Source organism: Streptomyces sp. NPDC060064 (assembly GCF_042736455.1).
Classification (GTDB): domain Bacteria; phylum Actinomycetota; class Actinomycetes; order Streptomycetales; family Streptomycetaceae; genus Streptomyces.
Window position 1 is genome coordinate 104,459 of the sequence record NZ_JBHWWF010000008.1, and the last position, 22,189, is coordinate 126,647.

General features: G+C 69.6%; 21 protein-coding genes and 3 pseudogenes. 19 read left to right on the top strand and 5 right to left on the bottom strand.

The genetic code is table 11. From position 1 onward, the window contains the following. Positions 1-36: 36 nt before the first annotated feature. The gene (locus tag ACFWDI_RS12640; protein ID WP_385303428.1) at positions 37-963 is read right to left on the bottom strand and encodes an ABC transporter ATP-binding protein; all 927 of its coding nucleotides are present in this window, start codon (positions 961-963) and stop codon (positions 37-39) included. Positions 964-1,111: 148 nt separating this feature from the next. Between ACFWDI_RS12640 and ACFWDI_RS12645 the strand changes: the two genes are divergently transcribed. The 9 genes and pseudogenes from ACFWDI_RS12645 to ACFWDI_RS12685 all read left to right on the top strand — a co-directional run. Continuing rightward, the gene (locus ACFWDI_RS12645) at positions 1,112-1,852 is read left to right on the top strand and encodes a helix-turn-helix transcriptional regulator (protein WP_385303429.1); all 741 of its coding nucleotides are present in this window, start codon (positions 1,112-1,114) and stop codon (positions 1,850-1,852) included. Then, the gene (gene sufB, locus ACFWDI_RS12650; protein WP_385303431.1) at positions 1,849-3,270 is read left to right on the top strand and encodes a Fe-S cluster assembly protein SufB; all 1,422 of its coding nucleotides are present in this window, start codon (positions 1,849-1,851) and stop codon (positions 3,268-3,270) included. The genes ACFWDI_RS12645 and sufB overlap by 4 nt, the downstream gene beginning before the upstream one ends. Positions 3,271-3,332: 62 nt before the next feature. Continuing rightward, a complete protein-coding gene (gene sufD / locus ACFWDI_RS12655; protein ID WP_385303433.1) occupies positions 3,333-4,514 on the top strand; it encodes a Fe-S cluster assembly protein SufD in 1,182 nt (393 codons plus the stop codon). After that, positions 4,514-4,834: a non-heme iron oxygenase ferredoxin subunit gene (locus ACFWDI_RS12660; protein WP_385303435.1), complete on the top strand. Its 321-nt coding sequence runs from the start codon at positions 4,514-4,516 to the stop codon at positions 4,832-4,834. Before sufD ends, ACFWDI_RS12660 begins: the two co-directional genes overlap by 1 nt. Positions 4,835-4,841: 7 nt before the next feature. Continuing rightward, the gene (gene sufC / locus ACFWDI_RS12665; RefSeq protein ID WP_327322846.1) at positions 4,842-5,606 is read left to right on the top strand and encodes a Fe-S cluster assembly ATPase SufC; all 765 of its coding nucleotides are present in this window, start codon (positions 4,842-4,844) and stop codon (positions 5,604-5,606) included. Then, complete coding sequence (locus tag ACFWDI_RS12670) at positions 5,603-6,859, top strand: cysteine desulfurase (protein ID WP_385303436.1); 1,257 nt, start codon at positions 5,603-5,605, stop codon at positions 6,857-6,859. Before sufC ends, ACFWDI_RS12670 begins: the two co-directional genes overlap by 4 nt. Positions 6,860-6,870: 11 nt before the next feature. Then, entirely contained in the window at positions 6,871-7,335 is a 465-nt protein-coding gene (gene sufU / locus ACFWDI_RS12675) for a Fe-S cluster assembly sulfur transfer protein SufU (protein ID WP_327322844.1), read from the top strand. Then, positions 7,332-7,670 (top strand): metal-sulfur cluster assembly factor, encoded by a 339-nt coding sequence (locus ACFWDI_RS12680; protein WP_326649154.1) that lies wholly within the window; start codon positions 7,332-7,334, stop codon positions 7,668-7,670. The genes sufU and ACFWDI_RS12680 overlap by 4 nt, the downstream gene beginning before the upstream one ends. 55 nt (positions 7,671-7,725) lie before the next feature. After that, a pseudogene (locus ACFWDI_RS12685) lies at positions 7,726-7,956 on the top strand (VOC family protein); the annotation flags it as partial. 50 nt (positions 7,957-8,006) lie between these two features. On the opposite strand, the gene ACFWDI_RS12690 reads toward ACFWDI_RS12685, so the two are convergent. Both ACFWDI_RS12690 and ACFWDI_RS12695 read right to left on the bottom strand, forming a co-directional pair. Further along, positions 8,007-9,017, bottom strand: a complete 1,011-nt coding sequence (locus tag ACFWDI_RS12690; RefSeq protein ID WP_385303438.1) for a hypothetical protein — start codon at positions 9,015-9,017, stop codon at positions 8,007-8,009. Between the two features lie 118 nt (positions 9,018-9,135). Continuing rightward, positions 9,136-9,639: a MarR family winged helix-turn-helix transcriptional regulator gene (locus tag ACFWDI_RS12695; protein WP_385303441.1), complete on the bottom strand. Its 504-nt coding sequence runs from the start codon at positions 9,637-9,639 to the stop codon at positions 9,136-9,138. Between the two features lie 112 nt (positions 9,640-9,751). On the opposite strand from ACFWDI_RS12695, the gene ACFWDI_RS12700 reads away from it, so the two are divergent. The 6 genes and pseudogenes from ACFWDI_RS12700 to ACFWDI_RS12725 form a co-directional block, all read left to right on the top strand. Continuing rightward, positions 9,752-10,072, top strand: a complete 321-nt coding sequence (locus tag ACFWDI_RS12700) for a multidrug efflux SMR transporter (protein ID WP_327322840.1) — start codon at positions 9,752-9,754, stop codon at positions 10,070-10,072. Further along, positions 10,072-10,608 carry a TetR/AcrR family transcriptional regulator gene (locus tag ACFWDI_RS12705; RefSeq protein WP_385303443.1) on the top strand — a complete coding sequence of 179 codons (537 nt, stop codon included), beginning with the start codon at positions 10,072-10,074 and terminating at the stop codon, positions 10,606-10,608. Before ACFWDI_RS12700 ends, ACFWDI_RS12705 begins: the two co-directional genes overlap by 1 nt. Before the next feature lie 149 nt (positions 10,609-10,757). Continuing rightward, positions 10,758-11,260, top strand: a pseudogene (locus ACFWDI_RS12710) (RNA polymerase sigma factor); the annotation flags it as partial. Then, on the top strand, positions 11,206-11,661 hold the full coding sequence (locus tag ACFWDI_RS12715; protein ID WP_385303445.1) for a hypothetical protein: 456 nt from the start codon (positions 11,206-11,208) through the stop codon (positions 11,659-11,661). The pseudogene ACFWDI_RS12710 and the gene ACFWDI_RS12715, both read left to right, overlap by 55 nt. A gap of 87 nt (positions 11,662-11,748) precedes the next feature. Beyond that, a complete protein-coding gene (gene dapD / locus ACFWDI_RS12720) occupies positions 11,749-12,738 on the top strand; it encodes a 2,3,4,5-tetrahydropyridine-2,6-dicarboxylate N-succinyltransferase (protein ID WP_385303448.1) in 990 nt (329 codons plus the stop codon). Positions 12,739-12,958: 220 nt separating this feature from the next. Further along, positions 12,959-13,453: pseudogene (locus ACFWDI_RS12725) on the top strand (zinc ribbon domain-containing protein); the annotation flags it as partial. 60 nt (positions 13,454-13,513) lie between these two features. Here ACFWDI_RS12725 and dapA read toward each other — a convergent pair. After that, positions 13,514-14,410: a 4-hydroxy-tetrahydrodipicolinate synthase gene (gene dapA / locus ACFWDI_RS12730; RefSeq protein WP_385303451.1), complete on the bottom strand. Its 897-nt coding sequence runs from the start codon at positions 14,408-14,410 to the stop codon at positions 13,514-13,516. A 256-nt stretch (positions 14,411-14,666) separates the two neighbouring features. Here dapA and ACFWDI_RS12735 point away from each other — a divergent pair, with 256 nt between their 5' ends. Continuing rightward, positions 14,667-15,332, top strand: a complete 666-nt coding sequence (locus tag ACFWDI_RS12735; protein WP_385303453.1) for a hypothetical protein — start codon at positions 14,667-14,669, stop codon at positions 15,330-15,332. 103 nt (positions 15,333-15,435) lie between these two features. Further along, positions 15,436-16,164: an antibiotic biosynthesis monooxygenase gene (locus ACFWDI_RS12740; protein WP_385303581.1), complete on the top strand. Its 729-nt coding sequence runs from the start codon at positions 15,436-15,438 to the stop codon at positions 16,162-16,164. A gap of 42 nt (positions 16,165-16,206) precedes the next feature. On the opposite strand, the gene ACFWDI_RS12745 is transcribed toward ACFWDI_RS12740, so the two are convergent. Next, on the bottom strand, positions 16,207-18,057 hold the full coding sequence (locus ACFWDI_RS12745; RefSeq protein WP_385303454.1) for an endonuclease/exonuclease/phosphatase family protein: 1,851 nt from the start codon (positions 18,055-18,057) through the stop codon (positions 16,207-16,209). Positions 18,058-18,319: 262 nt separating this feature from the next. Between ACFWDI_RS12745 and ACFWDI_RS12750 the strand changes: the two genes are divergently transcribed. Together ACFWDI_RS12750 and ACFWDI_RS12755 are read left to right on the top strand one after the other, a co-directional pair. Then, positions 18,320-19,768: a hypothetical protein gene (locus tag ACFWDI_RS12750; RefSeq protein ID WP_385303456.1), complete on the top strand. Its 1,449-nt coding sequence runs from the start codon at positions 18,320-18,322 to the stop codon at positions 19,766-19,768. Between the two features lie 420 nt (positions 19,769-20,188). Next, positions 20,189-21,637, top strand: a complete 1,449-nt coding sequence (locus ACFWDI_RS12755; protein WP_385303459.1) for an alkaline phosphatase PhoX — start codon at positions 20,189-20,191, stop codon at positions 21,635-21,637. Positions 21,638-22,189 lie beyond the last annotated feature (552 nt).

A 22,189-nucleotide genomic window follows, 5' to 3' on the forward strand; every position in this document is an offset into this window, starting at 1 on the left:
CCCCGGACCCCCGGTCGAGACCGGTGTCGTCCCACTTCATGAACGCAGCTCCTTGCCGGTGAGCTCAAGAAAGACATCCTCGAGGGTGTGGCGCTCGACGGCGATCCCGTCCGGCATCACACCGTGCTGTGCGCACCAGGACGTGACGGTCGCCAGCAGCTGCGGACCGACCTCGCCCGTGATCCGGTACGCCCCGGGCGTGAGCTCGGCCGCCGCAGTGCCGTCCGGCAGTGCCTTGAGCAGCGAGCCGAGGTCCAGCCCCGGCCGCCCGGTGAAACGCAGCGTGTTCTCGGCGCCGCCCCGGCACAGCTCCTCGGGGCTGCCCTCGGCGATGACCCGGCCCGCGTCGATGATCGCGACATCGTCGGCGAGCTCCTCGGCCTCGTCCATGAAGTGGGTGGTGAGAACGGTCGAGACGCCGTCGGCACGGAGTTCGCGTACGAGCTCCCAGGTGGACCGGCGGGCCTGCGGGTCGAGGCCGGCGGTCGGCTCGTCCAGGAAGACGAGTTCGGGGCGGCCGACGACGGCCATCGCCAGCGCGAGCCGCTGCTGCTGGCCGCCGGAGAGCCGCCGGTAGGTCGTACGGCCGCAGCTGCCGAGACCCAGCCGTTCTATCAGCGCGTCCACATCCAGCGGATGCGCGTGCAGCTTGGCCATATGGCGCAGCATCTCGTCGGCGCGGGCCCCCGAGTACACGCCGCCGGACTGGAGCATCACGCCGATCCGGGGGCGGAGTCTGCCGGCGTCGGCGACGGGGTCGAGGCCCAGGACGCGTACCGTGCCCGCGTCGGCGCGCCGGTAGCCCTCGCAGGTCTCGATCGTGGTGGTCTTGCCGGCTCCGTTGGGGCCGAGGACGGCGGTCACGGAGCCCTGGCGGACCTCGAGATCGAGGCCGTCCACGGCCGTCTTGGATCCGTACCGCTTGACCAGGCCACGGATCTGGACGACGGGCTCGCTTCGCATGCCGGGAAGTCTAGGCGGGGGGCCGGGGGCCCCGGGGCGCGGGGCCCGGGCCGCCCCGGTGCTTAGGTAACCCTTAGTGATGAAGCGCACCGGATCACCCCTTGGACGTCGGTTGTCACAGTCAGAGGAATTACGCAACAATGGCGTTGTGAAAAACGTTGGCGAGGCTCCTCACGAGGAACTCGCGACCGGGGAGCGCTCCACACGCAACCGGGTCGCGCGATCCGTCCTGGACCACGGCCCGTCCACCGTGGCCGACCTCGCGACGCGCCTCGGCCTCACCCAGGCAGCCGTACGCCGTCACCTCGACTCGCTCGTCTCCGACAATGTCGTTGAGCCCCGTGAGCAGCGGATCTACGGCGCGCGCACCCGGGGGCGACCCGCCAAGGTGTTCGCCCTCACCGACTGCGGCCGGGACGCCTTCGACCAGTCGTACGACACGCTGGCCGTCGACGCGCTCCGGTGGATCGAGCGAGCCGCGGGTGGCGGTGCGGCGGGAGAGGCGGCCGTCGCCGCGTTTGCCCGGGACCGGATGGGCACGCAGGCTGAGGCCTACCGCAAGGCGGTGGACGCCGCGGCACCCGAGGAGCGCACCGAAGCGCTGGCCAAGGCCCTGAGTGTCGACGGGTACGCTGCTACGGCGCGTAACGCACCGGTCGGTCAGCAGCTCTGTCAGCACCACTGCCCGGTGGCCCATGTCGCCGAGCAGTACCCGCAGCTGTGCGAGGCGGAGACAGAGGTCTTCTCGCGTCTCCTGGGAACGCATGTACAGCGTCTGGCCACCATCGCCCATGGTGACGGCGTCTGTACGACGTTCATCCCGCACAGCTCACCCCAGACCACCACACCATCAGCATCTGCAAGCACGGCCGGGAGGAACCCCGCATGACTCTCCCCACGGAGACTGCCCACCCCGAACTCGAGGGCCTGGGTACGTACGAATTCGGCTGGGCCGACTCCGACGCGGCCGGTGCCACGGCCAAGCGCGGCCTCTCCGAGGCGGTCGTCCGCGACATCTCGGAGAAGAAGAACGAGCCGGAGTGGATGCTGAAGCTGCGGCTCAAGGGCCTGCGGCTGTTCGACAAGAAGCCCATGCCGAGCTGGGGCTCGGACCTGTCGGGCATCGACTTCGACAACATCAAGTACTTCGTGCGGTCCACGGAGAAGCAGGCGGAGTCCTGGGAGGACCTGCCCGAGGACATCAAGAACACGTACGACAAGCTCGGCATCCCGGAGGCGGAGAAGCAGCGCCTGGTCGCCGGTGTCGCCGCCCAGTACGAGTCCGAGGTCGTCTACCACCAGATCCGTGAGGACCTGGAGGAGCAGGGCGTCATCTTCCTCGACACGGACACCGCGCTGAAGGAGCACCCGGAGCTCTTCCAGGAGTACTTCGGCACCGTCATCCCGGTCGGCGACAACAAGTTCGCCTCGCTGAACTCGGCCGTGTGGTCCGGTGGCTCGTTCATCTACGTGCCGAAGGGTGTGCAGGTCGACATCCCGCTGCAGGCCTACTTCCGTATCAACACGGAGAACATGGGCCAGTTCGAGCGGACGCTGATCATCGTCGACGAGGACGCCTACGTCCACTACGTCGAGGGCTGCACCGCCCCGATCTACTCCTCGGACTCGCTGCACAGCGCGGTCGTCGAGATCATCGTCAAGAAGGGCGGCCGCTGCCGCTACACGACGATCCAGAACTGGTCGAACAACGTCTACAACCTGGTCACCAAGCGCGCCGTGGCGTACGAGGGCGCGACCATGGAGTGGGTCGACGGCAACATCGGCTCCAAGGTCACCATGAAGTACCCGGCCGTCTACCTGATGGGCGAGCACGCCAAGGGCGAGACCCTGTCCATCGCCTTCGCGGGCGAGGGCCAGCACCAGGACGCCGGCGCCAAGATGGTCCACATGGCCCCGAACACCTCCTCCAACATCGTCTCCAAGTCGGTGGCGCGAGGCGGCGGCCGTACCTCCTACCGCGGTCTGATCGAGATCGGCGAGGGCGCGCCGGGCGCGAAGTCCAATGTGCTCTGTGATGCGCTGCTGGTCGACACGATCTCCCGCTCCGACACCTACCCGTACGTGGACGTCCGCGAGGACGACGTGTCCATGGGCCACGAGGCCACCGTCTCCAAGGTCTCCGACGACCAGCTCTTCTACCTGATGAGCCGCGGTATGACGGAGTTCGAGGCGATGGCGATGATCGTGCGCGGTTTCGTCGAGCCGATCGCCAAGGAACTGCCCATGGAGTACGCGCTGGAGCTCAACCGGCTGATCGAGCTGCAGATGGAGGGGTCGGTCGGCTAAGGCCCCCGCCCTCCCAGAGCAGCGACTGTTTTTCGACGTAGGAAGAGAGCAAGACGACAGCCATGGCTGAGGCTCAGAACATTCCGGCGGGCTCCACCACTGCCGGTTCGATCGCGGTGGCCGCCGAGTCGACCGTCGCCACCCGCATGAGTGCGCCGCCGTCCTTCGACGTGGCGGACTTCCCGGTGCCGCACGGCCGCGAGGAGGAGTGGCGCTTCACTCCGCTGGAGCGGCTGGCCGGTCTGCACAACGGCACCGCCGTCGCGACCGGCAGCGCCATCAAGGTCGCGATCGACGCCCCCGAGGGCGTCATCATCGAGACCGTCGGCCGTGACGACGCGCGGCTCGGCAGGGCGGGCACCCCGGTGGACCGTGTCGCCGCCCAGGCGTACTCCTCCTTCGAGACGGCCTCGGTCGTCACCGTGCCCAAGGACACCGTGCTCACCGAGCCGGTCCGCATCGCCGTGCACGGCGAGGGCGGCACCGCCTACGCCCACCAGGTCATCGAGCTCGGCGCCTTCGCCGAGGCCGTCGTGGTCATCGACCACACCGGTGACGCGGTGCTCGCCTCCAATGTCGACTACCTGCTCGGCGACGGAGCGAAGCTCACCGTCGTCTCCGTCCAGGACTGGGACGACAAGGCCGTCCACGTCTCCCAGCACAACGCGCTGGTCGGCCGGGACGCCTCCTTCAAGTCGATCGTCGTCACCTTCGGCGGCGATGTCGTACGCCTGCACCCGCGTGTTTCCTACGCGGGCACCGGCGGCGAGGCCGAGCTCTTCGGTCTGTACTTCACCGACCAGGGTCAGCACCAGGAGCACCGCCTCATGGTCGACCACAACGCCCCGCACTGTCGCTCCAACGCCGCCTACAAGGGCGCGCTGCAGGGCCAGGACGCGCACGCGGTGTGGATCGGCGACGTCCTGATCGAGGCCAGGGCCGAGGGCACGGACACGTACGAGATGAACCGCAACCTCGTCCTCACGGACGGCGCGCGCGTCGACTCCGTACCGAACCTGGAGATCGAGACCGGCGAGATCGTCGGCGCCGGTCACGCCTCCGCCACCGGCCGCTTCGACGACGAGCAGCTCTTCTATCTGCAGTCCCGTGGCATCCCGGCCGGAGAGGCGCGCCGCCTGGTGGTCCGAGGCTTCTTCGCCGAGCTGGTCCAGAAGATCGGCCTGCCCGATCTCGAGGAGCGCCTGCTCGCCAAGATCGACGCGGAGCTGGAGGCGTCCGTCTGATGACAGCCTTCGTCCGAGCCTGTGGGCTGAGCGAGCTGGAGGAGGACACCCCGAAGCGGGTGGAACTCGACGGCACGCCGGTCTCTGTCGTCCGCACGTGCGGCGAAGTGTTCGCGATCAACGACATCTGTTCGCACGCGAATGTCTCGCTGTCCGAGGGCGAGGTGGAGGACTGCCAGATCGAGTGCTGGCTCCACGGCTCCAGCTTCGACCTCCGCAGCGGCAAGCCGTCCGGACTGCCCGCGACACGCCCCGTGCCCGTATACCCCGTCAAGATCGAAGGGGACGATGTGCTCGTCTCCGTCACCCAGGAGTCCTGAGTCACCCATGGCAACGCTTGAAATCCGCGACCTGCACGTCTCCGTCGAGGCCGAGAACGGCCCCCGGGAGATCCTCAAGGGCGTCGACCTGACCGTGAAGCAGGGCGAGACCCACGCCATCATGGGCCCCAACGGCTCCGGCAAGTCGACCCTCGCGTACTCCATCGCGGGCCACCCCAAGTACACGATCACCAGTGGCACCGTGACTCTGGACGGCGAGGACGTCCTGGAGATGACCGTCGACGAGCGCGCCCGCGCCGGCATGTTCCTGGCCATGCAGTACCCGGTCGAGGTCCCCGGCGTCTCGGTATCCAACTTCCTGCGTACGTCGGCGACGGCGATCCGCGGCGAGGCCCCCAAGCTGCGTACCTGGGTGAAGGAGGTCAAGTCCGCGATGGAGCAGCTCCAGATGGACCCGGCCTTCGCCGAGCGCAATGTCAACGAGGGCTTCTCCGGCGGTGAGAAGAAGCGCCACGAGATCCTTCAGCTGGAGCTCCTCAAGCCGAAGATCGCGATCCTGGACGAGACCGACTCCGGTCTGGACGTCGACGCGCTGCGTCAGGTCTCCGAGGGCGTCAACCGCGTCCGTGAGACCGGCGAGGTCGGCACCCTGCTGATCACCCACTACACGCGCATCCTGCGCTACATCACGCCCGACTTCGTGCACGTGTTCGCGAACGGCCGCATCGCCGAGTCCGGCGGCGCCGAGCTCGCCGACAAGCTCGAGGCCGAGGGCTACGAGGCATACACGAAGGGTGGCGTATCCGCGTGACACAGCTGCCGGGCCTCCTCGACACCGAGGCGATCCGCAAGGACTTCCCGATCCTGGACCGCGTGATCCACGACGGGAAGAAGCTCGTGTACCTGGACAACGCGGCGACGTCACAGACGCCGCGCCAGGTGCTCGATGTGCTGAGCGAGTACTACGAACAGCACAATGCCAACGTCCACCGCGGTATTCATGTGCTCGCCGAGGAGGCCACGGCGCTGTACGAGGGCGCCCGCGACAAGGTCGCCGCCTTCATCAACGCGCCGAGCCGCGACGAGGTGATCTTCACCAAGAACGCCTCCGAGTCGCTCAACCTCGTGGCGAACATGCTCGGCTGGGCCGACGAGCCCTACCGCGTGGACCACGAGACCGAGATCGTCATCACGGAGATGGAGCACCACTCCAACATCGTTCCGTGGCAGCTGCTCGCGCAGCGCACCGGCGCGAAGCTGAAGTGGTTCGGCCTCACCGACGACGGCCGCCTCGATCTGTCCAACATCGACGAGATCATCACCGAGAAGACGAAGATCGTCTCCTTCACGCTGGTCTCCAACATCATGGGCACGGTCAACCCGGTCGAGGCGCTCGTGCGCCGGGCGCAGGACGTGGGCGCGCTGGTCCTGGTCGACGCCTCGCAGGCCGCGCCGCACATGCCGCTGGACGTACAGGCGCTCGGCGCCGACTTCGTGGCCTTCACCGGCCACAAGATGTGCGGCCCGACGGGCATCGGCGTGCTGTGGGGCCGCCAGGAGCTGCTCGAGGACCTGCCGCCGTTCCTCGGCGGCGGCGAGATGATCGAGACCGTGTCGATGCACTCGTCGACGTACGCTCCGGCGCCGCACAAGTTCGAGGCCGGTACGCCCCCGATCGCCCAGGCCGTCGGCCTCGGCGCGGCCGTGGACTACCTCACCTCGATCGGCATGGAGAACATCGCCCAGCATGAGCACGTCCTCACCGAGTACGCGGTGAAGCGGCTGCTCGAGGTCCCGGACCTGCGCATCATCGGCCCCACCACGGCCGAGGAGCGCGGCGCGGCGATCTCCTTCGTGCTCGGCGACATCCACCCGCACGACGTGGGCCAGGTCCTCGACGAGCAGGGCATCGCGGTCCGGGTCGGCCACCACTGCGCGCGGCCGGTCTGCCTGCGGTACGGAATTCCTGCGACCACGCGAGCGTCGTTCTATCTGTACTCCACGCCGTCCGAGGTCGACGCCCTGGTCGACGGCCTGGAGCACGTCCGTAACTTCTTCGGATGAGGGACTGACGCGTGAAGCTGGATTCGATGTACCAGGAAGTCATCCTGGACCACTACAAGCACCCCCACGGGCGCGGTCTGCGGGATGGCGACGCCGAGGTGCACCACGTCAATCCGACGTGCGGCGACGAGATCACACTCCGTGTGCGGTACGAGGGCTCGCTCATCGCGGATGTCAGCTACGAGGGCCAGGGCTGCTCCATCAGCCAGGCCAGCGCCTCCGTGCTGAACGAGCTGCTGGTCGGCAAGGAGCTTGCCGAGGCGCAGAAGATCCAGGCGACCTTCCTGGAGCTGATGCAGTCCAAGGGGCAGATCGAGCCGGACGACGCGATGGAGGAGGTGCTGGAGGACGCGGTCGCGTTCGCCGGCGTCTCCAAGTACCCGGCCCGTGTGAAGTGTGCTCTGCTGAGCTGGATGGCGTGGAAGGACGCGACCGCCCAGGCACTGGGAGACGGCGCGGAGAGGAAGACGGCATGACCGAGAACGCAGGAGCCGCGCTGAAGCCGGCCTCCGAGGAAGAAGTCCGCGAGGCGCTGTACGACGTCGTCGACCCCGAGCTGGGTATCGACGTCGTCAATCTCGGCCTGATCTACGGCATCCACATCGACGACGCCAATATCGCCACCCTCGACATGACGCTGACGTCCGCGGCCTGCCCGCTGACCGATGTCATCGAGGACCAGGCGAAGGCGGCGACGGACGGCATCGTCAATGAGCTGAAGATCAACTGGGTCTGGATGCCGCCGTGGGGCCCGGACAAGATCACGGACGACGGCCGCGAGCAGCTGCGCGCGCTCGGCTTCAACGTCTGAGCCGGACACCTCGAGATCCGGCAAACGGCCATGCCCGCCAGTCAGACTGGCGGGCATGGCCGTTTCTCTGTACACCGTCGTCATCGACTCCCACGATCTGCCGGCGCTCGCCCGCTTCTGGAGCCAGGTCCTGGACTGGAAGGTGGTCTTCGAGGCCGAGGACGAGATCGTCATCGGGGCCGACGAGTCCGCCCTGCCGGGGATCACCTTTGTGCCTGTGGGCGAGCGGAAGACCGTCAAGAACAGACTGCACATCGATCTCACGCCCGACGACCAGGCCGCCGAGGAGACGCTGATCGACCAGATGGACCGGATCGACTGGTTCGACCGGATCGACTAGTACGCGGGCGGTACGGCGGCGGCCTCGGCGAGGGTCGGGGCCAGGTTCTCCTTGCGGATGCGCTGGTCGACGTAGAGCAGGCCGGCCACCAGCTGTGGGAAGGCGGCGACGAAGATCTGGCCGATCAGCTGGCTCACCATCAGCGCGATCAGCAGGCCGCCCATGGAGACCACGACTTGCAAGGCCGTGGGGTCGGAGCCCAGGTCCGAGGTGCCGATCGCGCCGGGGAACATTCCCAGCAGGTTCACCGGCAGCTGGATGAGGTAACTCGCCACCGCGGCGATGAGGAACGCGAGCAGCATGCTGCCGAAGATCCGCCACCAGCCGCCGCGTACGAGCTGCGAGGAGCGGCGCATCGCCGCGAGCGAACCCTGGCCCTCGAAGACGGCCGCAGCCGGTGCCAGGCTGAACTTCCCCCAGAGCCAGGCGGCGAGCGGTGTGGTCACCAAGGCGCCCAGGAAGGCCAAGGGCGGCACGATGAGCGGCCCGGTACCCACGGCGAGGAGGGCGATCATCATGGTGACGAAGGCCAGCAGGAACAGCGCGAACGGGACCAGCAGGATCAGGCCGGTGAGGAAGACCGTGCCGATCACCGCGGGGACGCGGGCGCGGGCCCGGCGCCAGATGGCGCCGAAGGTGGTCGGCCGGCCCAGTACCGCTTCCTGCACGATCGCCGAACAGGCGGCGTAGACCATCGTCGTGGCGAACAGCATCGCCAGCACGCCGATGAGCCAGACGCAGCCGAAGGCGATGAGCAGGGGCCGGACGTCCGCCCAGGCGGGGGTCCGTTCGTCGGCGAAGACGCGGGGGAGGTGGCTCCCCACGACCGCATAGGCGGCAACCGTCGCCACCGCGACCACGGCGGCCGCCGCTCCGTAGGCGGCCGCGGCTATGCCGAACAGCTGCTTCCAGTAGCGGCCGATCGTCGCGAAGGCACCGCCCAGGACATCGCCGAGGCCGAGCGGAGCCAGCGGAATCACTCCGGGCTTGGGTGGCGGCGGAGGCATCCAGCCGCCCCAGCCTGGAGGGCCTGCGTGCGGCGTGTTTCCGTATGCCACTGGTGTGTCTCCCGCGCGTCTTGTGCCTGGTCGGACGGGACACCGTAGCGGGACGGGCCGGGACGCGTCACCGCGCCCCCTTCGCCCTGCCCTTCGTCGCGGCCCGCGCCCCGCCCCTGGTCTCGGCCGTCGCCTCGCGCAGCGCGGGCGCGGCCTGCTCGAAGTAGCGGAAGAGGACCCGCAGTTCGTCGGCGCTGAAGCCGTCGAAGACCTCGGCCATCCGGCGGCGGGCCGCGCCGAACGCCGCCTCGTCCTGCTCGGGGGTGAGCGGCACGGCCTCGACCACGACCCGTCGGCGGTCGGCCGGATCGGGGCCGCGGCGCACCCAGCCGGCCCGCTCGAGGCGGTCGACGAGCCGGGTCGTGGCGCTCTGCGAGAGACCGATGCGTTCGGCGAGCCCGCCGGTGGTCAGAGGCCCCGCGAGTTCCAGGGCGTTGAGCGCGTACACATCGGTGGGGTTCTGCCCGAGGGTCTCGGCCGCCGCCTGGCCGTGCAGGACGACGGCGGTGAGGTAGTCGCGGTAGATGCGTGCGAGCTGCCCGAGCAGCGGTCCGCGTTCCTGGTCGGACATCGGCCGCCACCTTTCCTGGGGATACCTGGTCGCCTGTTGCTTGCGCCCGTACATATATTGCCTGATCCGCCGTTGTGTACTGCCGTACGCAACGATGTGTACACTCGTACGCATGGGATACGGACTGCTGGCCGCGGCGATCGCGGCGGAGGTGGCCGGGACGACGGCCATGAAGTACAGCGAGGGCTTCACCAGGCTGTGGCCCTCGCTGCTCACCGTCGTGGGCTATCTGCTCGCCTTCTCGCTGCTCGCGCGCACACTGAAGACGCTGTCGGTGGGCACCGCGTACGCGATCTGGGCGGGCGTCGGCACGGCCGCGATCGCCGTCATCGGCATGGTGTTCCTGGGCGAGTCGACCAGCCTGGTCAAGATCGCGGGCATCGCGCTGGTGATCGCCGGCGTCGTGGTGCTCAGCATGGGCGGAGCCCACTGATGGCGCGCCGGTACGACCCCGAACGGCGCGAGCGCATCATCGGCGCCGCGATACGGGTGGTCGGGCGCAACGGGATCGCCGGGCTCAGTCATCGCACCGTGGCTGCCGAGGCGGATGTGCCACTCGGCTCGACGACGTACCACTTCGACTCCCTCGACGAGCTGCTGGTTGCCGCGTTGCGCCAGACCAACGAGGGGTTCGCGGCGGCGGTACGGGACAGTGGCGCGCTCGCCGACCCGGACGCCGATATCGCGGAGGAGCTCGCGCGGCTGATGGGGGAGTGGCTCGCGGGTGAGCGCACCGGGGTTGAGCTGGAGTACGAGCTCTATCTGGCTGCCCTGCGGCGGCCCGCGCTGCGGCCGGTCGCGGCGGAGTGGTGCGAGGGACTTGCCGAGATCCTGGCCCGGCGGACCGATCCGGTCACCGCGCGGGCGCTGGTGGCGTTGATGGACGGCATCTGCCTGCAGGTGCTGCTGACCGACGTGCCGTACGAGGCGGAGTTCGCGCGCGAGATGCTGGCGCGGATCATCGGCTGAGCGGAATGGCCGGCGGCGGCGCGCGGGCGTGTCTGACGGGCGACAGCGGGGTGCGTGAGGCCGGCGCCGCCGGTCCCATTCCCGGTCCCGTCTGCGTGGCTGTCGCGGGAGCGGCCGGGAGCTCCGTGAACCCCATTCCGCGCTCCGGGGCGCCGGACATCCACCGCTATGCCGCCCGCCGCCTCGGTGACGGCGCGGCCGACGACATCACCGCCGACACCTTCCTCAGCGCCTTCCGGACCCGGTCGCGCTACGACCTGGGCCGGGAGAACGCCAGGCCCTGGCTGTACGGGATAGCCGCCAACCTCATCGGCAAGCAGCGCCGCGCGGAGGTCAGGGCGTTGCGAGCGCTGGCCCGCACCGGGAACGACCCGGTTGCCGAGTCTGGGTCGACCGCGCCGACAGCCGGGTCACCGCCCAGGCCTCACACGCCTCTCTGGCCGACGCCCTCGCGTCCCTGTCGGCCGGTGACCGCCATGTCCTGCTGCTGGTCGCCTGGGCGGATCTCGGATATCAGGAGGTCGCCGACGCGCTCTCCATCCCGGTGGGCACCGTCCGCTCCCGGCTGAACCGCGCCCGCCGCAAGGTGCGGAAAAGGTGGCGAAGCTGCCCGACGACCCGCAGAAGCTGTTCCAGGCCCTTCGGGGCGTGATCACGATCGACGACAATCTTCAGGGCTCCAAGGACGCCGCCAATTACCGGCGGATCATGCTCGTGTTCTCCGACGTGGACTTCATTCCACCGAAGGTACGGGCCTCGCTCTACCGGGCACTGGGCGAGATCCCCGGCGTCAAGATCGACCACCGGCCCGTCAAGGACGCGATCGGCCGGCCCGCCCTGGCCGTGTACGAGCCCGGCTCCACGTTCACCCGTGACCTGAACCTGCGGGAGGAGCTGCTGCTCGACCCGAAGACATTCGAGTACCGCGGTGAACGCAAGCTCTATCTCGCCGGTGGAAAGCTCGATGGAAAGGTCACCACGAAGGACACCCTGGTGAGGATCAGCGCCCTCGTGAAGACCGCCGTCCTCGACAATCACAGCCTGCGCCCCTGACCTGGCGGGGGTGGGACGGGGCGGACGCGCGACCGGCACCTGAGACCGGTTCGCACCCGCCCGCCCCGGCCGGTTAAGTTTTCTGTCATGACCGACACCACTGCTCCTCGCACCACCGGCGCCGTCGCCGCCGGGCTCGCCACGCTCACCGCCGACGGCACCGTCCTCGACACCTGGTTCCCCGCCCCCGAGCTGTCCACCGAGCCCGGCCCCGCCGGGACCGAGCGGCTGACCGCCGAGCGCGCCGTCGAGCTGCTCGGCGAGGGCGCCGCCAAGGCGCTCGGCCCGGACGCCCGCCGCGGCGTCGAGGTCGTCGCCGTCCGTACGGTCATCGCCTCGCTCGACGACAAGCCGCTGGACGCGCACGACGCGTATCTGCGTCTGCACCTGCTCTCGCACCGCCTGGTCAAGCCGCACGGCCAGAACCTGGACGGCCTCTTCGGCCTGCTCACCAACGTCGCCTGGACCTCGCTCGGCCCGGTCGCCGTCGACGACGTCGAGAAGGTCCGGCTGAACGCTCGCGCCGAGGGTCTGCACCTGGCCGTGACGAGCATCGACAAGTTCCCGCGGATGACGGACTACGTCGCGCCCAAGGGCGTGCGCATCGCAGACGCCGACCGCGTCCGCCTCGGCGCGCACCTCGCCGAGGGCACCACCGTGATGCACGAGGGCTTCGTCAACTTCAACGCCGGCACGCTCGGCACGTCGATGGTCGAGGGCCGGATCTCCGCGGGCGTCGTCGTCGGCGACGGCTCCGACATCGGCGGCGGCGCCTCCACCATGGGCACGCTCTCCGGTGGCGGCAACGTCCGTATCGTCATCGGCGAGCGCTGCCTGATCGGCGCCGAGGCGGGCGTCGGCATCGCGCTCGGCGACGAGTGCGTCGTCGAGGCCGGTCTGTACGTCACCGCCGGTACCCGGGTCACCCTGCCCGACGGGCAGATCGTCAAGGCCCGCGAGCTGTCCGGCGCGAGCAACATCCTCTTCCGCCGCAACTCGGTCACCGGCGCCGTCGAGGCCCGCCCGAACAACGCGGTCTGGGGCGGCCTCAACGAGGTCCTGCACAGCCACAACTGACGCCCAACCGCACTGACCTGCGGCTGAGCTGTCGCCAGTTGTCATCGTTGGTCATCACTGAGCGCCCTCCCACGGCCCCGGGACGGTCCCGGGAGGGCGCTCCGCTGTGCGGATCCGGGGTCGCGGATGAACCTTTTCCCGCCATTGCTTCCTGCCGCACCAGAGCGATCACCAATGGCTGATCTTCCGCTCAGCTCGGGTGGGCGTGCAGGTTGCAGACGACGTGAGCCGCCGTCTGCACCACACCTATGACCAGATCGCAGGACTGCGCGCGAAAGCCAAGCGTCGGGCCTTGGACTGGCAGCACCGGACGACCACCGCCATCGCCAGGCAGTACGGCACGATTGTGGTCGAAGCACTCACCATCACGAACATGGTCACGTCCGCCAGGGGCACGGTCGAGCTGCCGGGAAAGAACGTCGCCCAGAAGTCGGGGCTGAACCGCTCCATCACCGGCGAAGCGTGGGGCCGTACGGTCACGATGCTGACGTACAAGACCGCCCAGTACGGCGGCACCCTGCACAAGGTCCCGGCCCCCAACACGTCCCGGCGCTGTTCCCGGGAGGGCAGTCGTCAGGCGCGCGAAGCACGTCAAGCCCGCTGCCGCAAGGTAAGCAGGAATCTCCCGGCTTCAGCCGGGAGAGCACTTCAAAACTGCCTCGGTTCGGACGAGCGACGAGCAGCACTGGGAGTACGTGGGCTAGGAAGATCGTGACGGGAGAACCGCAACCTCCCACAACCGAGGCGTCCTCAGGGCTCCGCCCGGACCCGGTCCTCAGACGCCGGACGGGCTGGACGTCGATGCGAGCAGCTCCTCGTACGCCCTGCGCAGGACGTCGGTCGCCTCGCGGCCGGCGGGCTGCAGCGGTTCCCGCACCGGCCCCGCGTCGATCAGTGCCTTCACGGTCACCGTGCCGGGCAGGCCCGACGCCATCATCAACTCGGCCAGCGGGGCCGTGAGTTGATTCAGGCGGGCGGCCTCGGCGACCTGCCCCGCGTCGTATGCGTCGAGCGCGGCCCGCAGCTGCCGCGGCGCGACATTCGCGACCGTGCTGACGAAGCCCGCACCGCCCACCGCGTACAGCGGAAGATTCAGCTCCTCGCTGCCCGAGTAGTAGGCCAGCGAGGTCCGGGCGATCACCTTCGTCGAGCCGAGCAGGTCGTACGCGCAGTCCTTGACGGCCACGATCCGCGGATGCCCGGCCAGGCGCATCAGCGTGTCCGGCTCGATACGGGTGCCGGTGCGGCCCGGGATGTCGTACAGCATCAGCGGGATGCCGACCGCGTCCGCGACCCGCCTGAAGTGCGCCTCGACAGCCGTCTGCGGCGGACGGCTGTAGTACGGCGTCACCACCAGCACCCCGTCCGCGCCCGCCGCCTCGGCGGCCTGCGCCAGCTCCACGGTGTGCCGGGTGTCCGCGCTGCCCACGCCCGCGACGACGGACGCGCGGTTGCCGACCGCCTCCACCACCGCCCGTACGAGAGCGGTCTTCTCTGCGTCCGAGGTGGTCGGCGACTCACCTGTGGTGCCGTTCAGAACGAGGCCGTCGCAGCCCTCGGCCACCAGATGGTCCGCCAGATTCCGGGCGCCGTCCAGGTCCAGTTCACCGGCGTCGGTGAAGGGCGTGATCATCGCGCAGAGCGCGCGGCCGAAAGGGCGGGATGTGGTCATACGGCAGTTTCGGCCGTGCAGAGCGTGAAGGTCCACTTAGATTTTCTTGCGGTGAGAGGCAAGCAGAGCTGAACTGTTGAGTGTGCGTTCGGCCTTGGGGGTGGTGTCGACGCGTCCGTCCGTTCCGGAACCCGTCGTCGTGAGCCGGTACCGCCGGCACGCCGCCGGCGCGGGAACCGCGCGCTCCGCTACCCGTCACCGAACGGTGATCGCGGCCACGGCCGGTTCGTTGTGCCTCGCCCGGCAGGATGTGTCCATGATCCGAGCCGTGCGCCACCTCCCGCTGATTCTCCTGCTGCCTCTCGTCCTGACCGGCTGCGGCACCGAGAAGGCCGCCTCAGGAGCGTCAGAGCCCTCGGGACCGGCAGGATCGTCGAAACCGTCGGGATCCTCACGACCGGCGCCCGACCGGTCCCAACTGGAGGCGCGAGCCCGGTATATGCAGTCCGCGATGGAGCACATCTACGTCACCGACGTCGACGGCTACAACCTCGCGAAGCAGTCTGTCGGAGTCTCCGGCGGCGACGGCTTCTCCGGCGTGTACGTCTCCAAGAGCGGCGGCCGGATACGGCTGGAGGTCGACCGGGGAACGCTGACCGAGGCCAACTGCGCGGAGCGTTCCGTGTATCCGGCGGAGGGAGGGCCCGTGAAGTGCGAGCGGGACGGCACATTCTGGTACCGGACGTCCGGCAACGCGCACGAGTACGCGCGGGCCGAGGACGGTCATGTCGTACGGATCGGCGCCGACGGGGCCGTGGACCGCGACACCCTGCGGCGCGCCGCCAAGGCCGCGCACCACGCGGACGACCGGGAGCTGGACGAGATCCTGCCGCAGCAGGTGCCCACCGCGCCGGTCGAGCGTGGCGATCTGCCGCCGGTGGGGGACGGCGCGCCCAACAACGATGTGGGCGTGGGCGGTTGACCGCGGTTGACCGCGGTTGACCTCAACCATGGTTCACGTTTCAGGATGGCGATCGGCGGCGCGCCACAAGGGGCGTGCCGAGCGAGGAGGCATCGCCATGACCGTGACCGTGCAGCCCGACTCCCGGCCCGACCTCACCCACGCCGGGGTCGGCCTCGTCAAAACGTCCACCTGGGACGTCGGCACCCCCGAGCGGCAGCGGGCCGCCGTCGAGGGCATCTCCAAGGCCTGGCAGGGCCGGGACTGGCCCTGTGCCGGACTGCTCTCGTACAGCGTCTGCGTCGGCGAGGACGGCAGGACGCTCCTCCACTACTCGCAGTGGCAGGACGAGGACGCCTACCAGGAGTTCCTCCGCGCCTACCGGGACGACAGGAACGAGGAGATCGACGCGGCGGTGCCCGGCATCCGGCGGCTCGGGCCGCACTCCTACGAGCTCTACCGCAGCGGCGGCCTCGGGACGGACGACCGGCGGATCCCGGGCTGTGTGGTGATCGTGGACGTGGAGTTCGACGGGCCGGACGCCGAGCGCCAACACGCCTGGGTGAACGGCGTCTTCGAAGCCCTGGGAACGGATCCGCACCCGCACCCGGGCGGGATCTCCGGGCACTTTCACATCAGCGTCGACGGGACCCGGGTGCTCAACTACGCGGAGTGGGAGAGCGCCGAGGCACACCGCGAGGCGCTGGCCGCGCCCGGCGACGGGGTCGGGTCGAGGACTCCGCAGTGGGAGAAGGTGCGGAGCTTCCCCGGAGTGACAGGTGGCGGCGTGAACCGGTACACGCCCGCGCTGAGCCTCAGCGCGGGCGTGCAGCCGACGGTACTGCCGTACTGAACGTACTGCCGTACTGCGGTGTTTCGGCGGTACTGCGAGCGACTACGGGCGGAAGCGCAGGACCTGCGGGTCGTGATCGCTGTTCTGGTCCGCGAACTCCGCGTTGATGTGCACGCTGTCGTACGCGAAGTCATGGATCGACGGGCTCGTCAGGATCTGGTCGAGAACCTGGCTGTTGCCCTGGAAGACGTACGAGTAACGCTCCGAGCAGGGCAGGGACTTGACCGCCGGGTAGAGCGCACCGCCGTCCGTCAGAGCCTTCGTCGTCGCGGAGAACTCGAAGTCGTTGATGTCCCCGAGGGTCAGGACATCGGCGCGGCGATCGGCCTTCAGGATGTCCTTGACGAAGGCGTTCACGGCCTGCGCCTGCAGGAGGCGCTTGGTCTCGGAGGAACGGTTCGGCGGCTGATGGTGCGAGGTCAGCGACTCGTCGCCGCCCTTCGAGCCGAAGTGGTTGGCGATCACGAAGACCGTACGGCCGCGGAAGGTGAACTCGCCGGCCAGCGGCTTGCGGCTGTCGCTCCAGGCGGCGTTGGACGGGTCGATCCGGCCGGGGGAGAGGGTAAGGGCAGCGTGGCCCCCCTCCCGTACGACAGCGGTAGCCGTCTTCGCGTCGCCGCCCGCGCGGTCGGTGAAGGAGACCCGCTCCGGGTTGAAGAGGAAGACCTGACGGATGTTGCCGCCCGGCTCGCCGCCGTCCTTGTTGTTCTCGGGGTTGATGGTGCGCCACTGGTACGCGGGACCGCCGGCCGCGGTGATCGCCGCCGTGAACTTCTTCAGCGTCTCCTCGGCCGAGACCGTGCCGTCGTTCTTGGCGCCGTTGTCGTCCTGGATCTCCTCCAGGGCGAGGATGTCGGGCGAGGCGAGGTTGGTCACGACCGCGCCCGCCAGCGCGTCGAACTTCGCCTGCGGGTCGGACGGGTCGAGGTTCTCCACGTTGTAGGTGGCGACCGCGAGCTCGCCGTCGCGCTGCTTGCGCGTCGCCTCACGCTTAAGGCCACGGTTCTGCACCGTGCCGAGGGTCCGCGCGGTCAGTGTGTAGCCGCCGAACTGGTTGAAGTCCAGGGGTCCTTCGGTTGTGCCGGACAGTACGTCCCCGACGTTCGCCGTGGGGAAGGGCTTCTCGGCGAGCGGCGTCAGCGACTGGATCTGGAGCCGCCCGGTGTTCTGCGCGGTGTACGAGTTGTAGAGCGTGCCGCCGCGCCGGACCGGGTTCTCGTGCGGCTTCACCGTCACCCACAGCTCGGCGTGCGGGTCGGTCGCGCCGACGACGCGTGAGGTGCCGATGCGTACGTTGCTGCCCTCGAGCGACTCGTAGTAGTCCAGGGCGTAGGCGCGGGGCTTCAGCGGCAGCGCGTTGATGCTGCCGGCGGCCGCCGCGTCACCGGCGGGGGCGTACGCCGAGGGGACCGACCGGGCGGATACGGTGACCGGCGCGGGCAGCGGGTTCTGGGACGAGACCACGGTGACGGTCGGCTTGGCGATCTGGGTGAGCGACTGGTTGCCGGAGGAGGTGCCGCCGGGGATGTACTCGCCGACGGTGCCGGAGACCAGCACCTGGTCGCCGACGGCGACGGTCGGGTTGGAGCCGGTGTAGACGAAGACGCCCTCGCTGGTGGCGGGGTCCGCGTCGGCCTGCGGGTCCTGGAACCAGAAGCCCTTGGAGCCGTAGGTCCGTACGCCCGTGACGATGCCGGATACCTCGGTCACCTGCTGCCCGACCAGCGGGGATATCCGGGTGGAGCCCTGGATGTCATGGATCCGGACCTCACCGGCGGAGGCGGCGGCGGAGGCCGCGGAGGCCGCGGAGGAACCTGCGAGCAGGCCTGCGGCCAGCGCGACGGCGACGACGGCCGAGACGGCGGTGGTTCTCGGTACGACGGAGGAAGGCATCAACGAACTCCGGGAGTGAGGGATGAGGGGTGGCGCAAAATGGTTCTACGCGCGTCAATCTCTTGGTTTTGTAGGGGAGTTGTCAAGGGTTGATGGGTGTACGGCGACCGACGGGCGGGTGAATCGGTACATGGGAGCCTGCGCGACGCCCGGCATGCCCTGCGCGTACTGCCCGGGCTCGGCGAAACCCGGTGAAATGCGTCTACGCTGGGGGCCGCCCACCGGGCCGCCCGCACCCGTACGCCCCGAGGAGAACCACCAGATGTCGGAAGACCGCCCCACCCTGCCGCCGGTGCGGCTGCACTCGGACGCGGAGCTGGCGCGGGACGCGTTGGCCACGCCGCTGCTGACCAGGGCCGTCCGGCTCGCCCGCTGGGCGGGTCCCGGGACGCGGGTCGGCGCCGGCGGCGAACTCGTCGACGAGCAGTTGCCCGTGGCCGCGGAGGAGCTGGGGCTCGGTGCCGAAGACGACGGTCCGGCATACGCGAGCGAGGCATGGCGCCTCGCCGTCGACGCCGGGCTGGTGGAAGTCCAAGAGCCGCAGGACGACGATGCGGAGTACGGCACGGTCAGCGCGGGCGAGAACCTCGAACTGATCGTCTCGGGCGGGCCGCAGGACATCCTCGCGATCTGGCAGGACGCCCTGGAGGCCGTGCACGCGGACGCCACCGCTCCTGTTCTGGAGGACCTGGCCGGCGCCATCGGCGAGGACGGCGAGATCGACTTCGAGACGCTCGACTGGGACCCGGAGACGGAGTCCGAGTTCCTCGACGGGGTCCTCGGGAACCTGTATCTCCTGACCGTCTCCGAGGGCGGCGCGGGTGATGAGCCGGTGCCGCTGCCCGCGCTGGCCGCGTCGATGATCGTGCCCGACGACATGGGTGAGCCCACCGACGACGTACTGGAGCAGGTGTCGGACGCGATGATGCGGCTGGACGACCAGTTCCGGCTGCTCGAGCCGATCGGTCTGGTCGAATACCGGCCGGTGGACGAGGCGTTGATGGCGGAGGAGGGTGAGGAGCCGGCGCCTCCGGTCGACGACGAGGACGTGTCCCGGTACGGGATGGTCAAACTCACTCCGCTCGGCCTGTACGGCATCAGGGCCCGGATGCGGGAGGCGGGCATCAACGCGCCGGCGGTCGGGGACCTGGCGGACAAGGAGGCGGACGCACTCCTGGACGGGCTCGCGCACTACCCGGAGCTGTCGGCACGGGCCGAGACCGAGCAGTGGCTGGCCCGGCGCACGCCGGCCGACTCCGCGCGCGAACTCCTCGCGGCGGCGCGCGGCGCGGACGCGGGAGCTCCACTGCGCCGCCTCCACTGCCAGCAGGCGCTGACCCTGGTGGGCCCACAGGCCGAGCCGGCGGTCCGCGCGGTCCTCGACGACGCGGAACTGGGTGGCCTGGCCCGGGTATGGCTGGCGGAGCGTGGCGCGTCGGACGTGCCGCCGCCGCCGGAGTCGATGATCTTCTGGCTGGCGATCGACACGATCGCGGCGCAGTTGGACACGGAGGGGGACCTGGAGGAACTCCGGGACCTGGTGGAGGGGCTGGTCGGCCAGCACAGCGGCTTCTTCGACGCTGCGTGGCGGGTGGATCACCCGGCGACTGCGGACGTACTGGAGGCGATGGGCCGGCTGCACCCGGACAAGAGGGCGGCGAAGGAAGCCCGCAAGGCGGCGTTCAAGGCGCGGTCGCGGCCGGGTGGCTGAGGGGGGTTTCCCCCAGCCCGCCCCTTCCCGTAACCGGGGGCAGGCCCCCGGCCCCCCGGGCGGAGGGTGCGGGGTACCCCGCACCCCGCACCCCGCACCCCGCACCCCGGCTGCGCCGGCTTCGCGGCGCAGCGGCGAAGGACGTGCGCACGGCGCGGTCGTGGGCCGTTGGTTGGGTGGATGCCGCCCGTGGCCGGGCGAGTTCCTCGGGCTCCCGGGCGTCGGCTTCGCGGCGCAGGCCGAAGGCTGGGGCAGGCCCCGGAGCACCCCGGGGGCGTCGGCTTTGCGGCGCAGACTGCGGCGGGGCAGGAATTGAGCCCCGGGGGTCTCGATGTCGGTCGGTGTTCAAGTGCCGTTTATGCGCGGGCGGAAGTGTGTGGCCGTCATCAGCCAGTCGGATGCGTCCCTCAGGAGACCTCGATGCCGCTCACCCGCAGGCAATTCAGCAGACAGTCCGCGCTCACCGGCGCGGGAGTCGTCCTCACCGGCGCCGTCGGCACGCTCGCCACCGCACCCGGCGCTCTCGCCGCGGAGGACGCCGCCGACACCGCGGAGCAGGCCGGACACGGGGGCCACGGCAGCCACGGCCCCGGCTACGGACCGCTGGTGTCCGACCCTGAGAAGATCCTCGCGCTGCCCGCCGGATTCTCGTACCGGATCATCACCCACAGCGGTGTCACCAAGCTGGACTCGGGCGAGTTCACCCCCTCCAACCACGACGGCACCGCCACCTTCGAGGGCCCGCGCGGAGTGACCCTCCTCGTCAACAACCACGAGCTCAAGGGCCCCCGCTCCGGCTGGAAGTACCCGGTGCCGCTCAGCGAGGGCCTCGTCTACGACCCGGCGGCCTCCGGCGGCTGTTCGGTCGTCGAGGTGCACCGCATTGGCGAGGTCGCCCAGTGGGTCGGCATCGCCGGCACCTCCACCAACTGCGCCGGCGGGCGCACCCCGTGGGGCACCTGGCTCACCTGCGAGGAGACCGAGGACCTCGCCGGCAAGAACGGTATGACCAAGGACCACGGCTATGTCTTCGAGGTCGACCCCTGCGACCGGCGCGCCAACCGCGACCCGAAGCCCATCAAGGCCTTCGGCCGGTACGCCCACGAGGCCGTCGTCATCGACCCCAAGCGCGGCCACGCCTTTCTGACCGAGGACGCCTCCGGCCCCAACGGCCTGCTCTTCCGCTGGGTCCCGCCGCACGGCTTCAGGCACGGCCGCGGACAGCTGCGCAAGCTCGCCGACGACGCCGGCGTACTCCAGGCGACCAAGTGCTACGACTCCGGCGGCCGCTTCGTCGACGATCTGTCCCGCGCCACGAAGATCGGCACGGTCTACGGCGTGGACTGGGTCGACGTGCCAGACCGCGACGGCCGCACCGTCTCCGTGCGCAAGCAGTTCGCCGACAAGGACATCACCCGCGCCCGCAAGCTCGAAGGCATGTGGTGGGGCGACGGCGGTGTGTACATCGTCTCCTCGTACGCCCGCGAGGAGAGCCCCGTCCAGCACGACGGCCAGGTCTGGTTCTACGACCCCAAGCGCCGCACCCTCACGCTGAAGGTGCTGCTCGGCGTCAACCCCGACCCGTCCAAGGACGGCGCCTTCGACGGCCCGGACAACATCACCGTCTCGCCGTACGGCGGCCTGGTCATCGCCGAGGACGGCGAGGGTGTCCAGCACCTCTTCGGCGCGACCGAGCGCGGCCGTACGTATCCGATCGCGCGCAACGAGCTGAACATCGGCACCGCGGCGGAGCCCGAGTACAGCGAGTTCACCGGAGTCGTCTTCTCGCCCGACGGCCGGACGCTCTACGCCAACATCCAGACCCCGGGCATCATGCTCGCGATCACGGGACCCTGGAAGCGCCAGTAGCAGCACCTCTGACGGCACCTCTGACGGTGCCGTTGACGCCGCCCCGGTTGTACGCCCGTACCGGCCTCGTGCCGGTGCGGGCGTAGCGGCAGGCCGCGGCGATGTGTTCACGCACCGTCTTCACGGCGACCGTCGCTGCCCCGGAAAACCCTTGGCGCACCCGGACGTTGCCCTCCTAAGGTGAATCTCGTCCAGGTGCGAAGGCAGGACCTACTTCCACTCTTCATGGGGAGGCCGCGGGTTCGAGTCCCGTCACCGGCTTCGGGCCGGTGTAGCTCAGTTGGCAGAGCACCTTGTCGGTTCCGCCGGCCTCGATCTCTGGACACACCACAATTTCATGCACCTCCCGGTGCGAAGGCCGCGGCTACTTCTTCCAACGAAATCACGCCGCAGCCACTCTTGATCTCGGGAGGCTCAGCATTCGGGGTGCCCGGTGCGCAGGCAACGGTTACTTCCTCGGACCGGGAGGCTGCGGGTTCGAATCCCGCCCAGCCACGGCTGGTGGTGAAATCCGGAATCACGCCCGGCACAAGTCCGTCGCCGACTCCTGAT

What these genes read in the sequence shown, in the direction of transcription:
- ACFWDI_RS12640 (WP_385303428.1), bottom strand. Translation starts at nt 963, where the DNA reads ATGCGAAGCGAGCCCGTCGTCCAGATCCGTGGCCTGGTCAAGCGGTAC.
- sufB (WP_385303431.1), top strand. Translation starts at nt 1,849, where the DNA reads ATGACTCTCCCCACGGAGACTGCCCACCCCGAACTCGAGGGCCTGGGT.
- sufD (WP_385303433.1), top strand. Translation starts at nt 3,333, where the DNA reads ATGGCTGAGGCTCAGAACATTCCGGCGGGCTCCACCACTGCCGGTTCG.
- ACFWDI_RS12660 (WP_385303435.1), top strand. Translation starts at nt 4,514, where the DNA reads ATGACAGCCTTCGTCCGAGCCTGTGGGCTGAGCGAGCTGGAGGAGGAC.
- sufC (WP_327322846.1), top strand. Translation starts at nt 4,842, where the DNA reads ATGGCAACGCTTGAAATCCGCGACCTGCACGTCTCCGTCGAGGCCGAG.
- ACFWDI_RS12680 (WP_326649154.1), top strand. Translation starts at nt 7,332, where the DNA reads ATGACCGAGAACGCAGGAGCCGCGCTGAAGCCGGCCTCCGAGGAAGAA.
- ACFWDI_RS12690 (WP_385303438.1), bottom strand. Translation starts at nt 9,017, where the DNA reads ATGCCTCCGCCGCCACCCAAGCCCGGAGTGATTCCGCTGGCTCCGCTC.
- ACFWDI_RS12695 (WP_385303441.1), bottom strand. Translation starts at nt 9,639, where the DNA reads ATGTCCGACCAGGAACGCGGACCGCTGCTCGGGCAGCTCGCACGCATC.
- ACFWDI_RS12700 (WP_327322840.1), top strand. Translation starts at nt 9,752, where the DNA reads ATGGGATACGGACTGCTGGCCGCGGCGATCGCGGCGGAGGTGGCCGGG.
- ACFWDI_RS12705 (WP_385303443.1), top strand. Translation starts at nt 10,072, where the DNA reads ATGGCGCGCCGGTACGACCCCGAACGGCGCGAGCGCATCATCGGCGCC.
- dapD (WP_385303448.1), top strand. Translation starts at nt 11,749, where the DNA reads ATGACCGACACCACTGCTCCTCGCACCACCGGCGCCGTCGCCGCCGGG.
- dapA (WP_385303451.1), bottom strand. Translation starts at nt 14,410, where the DNA reads ATGACCACATCCCGCCCTTTCGGCCGCGCGCTCTGCGCGATGATCACG.
- ACFWDI_RS12735 (WP_385303453.1), top strand. Translation starts at nt 14,667, where the DNA reads ATGATCCGAGCCGTGCGCCACCTCCCGCTGATTCTCCTGCTGCCTCTC.
- ACFWDI_RS12745 (WP_385303454.1), bottom strand. Translation starts at nt 18,057, where the DNA reads ATGCCTTCCTCCGTCGTACCGAGAACCACCGCCGTCTCGGCCGTCGTC.
- ACFWDI_RS12750 (WP_385303456.1), top strand. Translation starts at nt 18,320, where the DNA reads ATGTCGGAAGACCGCCCCACCCTGCCGCCGGTGCGGCTGCACTCGGAC.
- ACFWDI_RS12755 (WP_385303459.1), top strand. Translation starts at nt 20,189, where the DNA reads ATGCCGCTCACCCGCAGGCAATTCAGCAGACAGTCCGCGCTCACCGGC.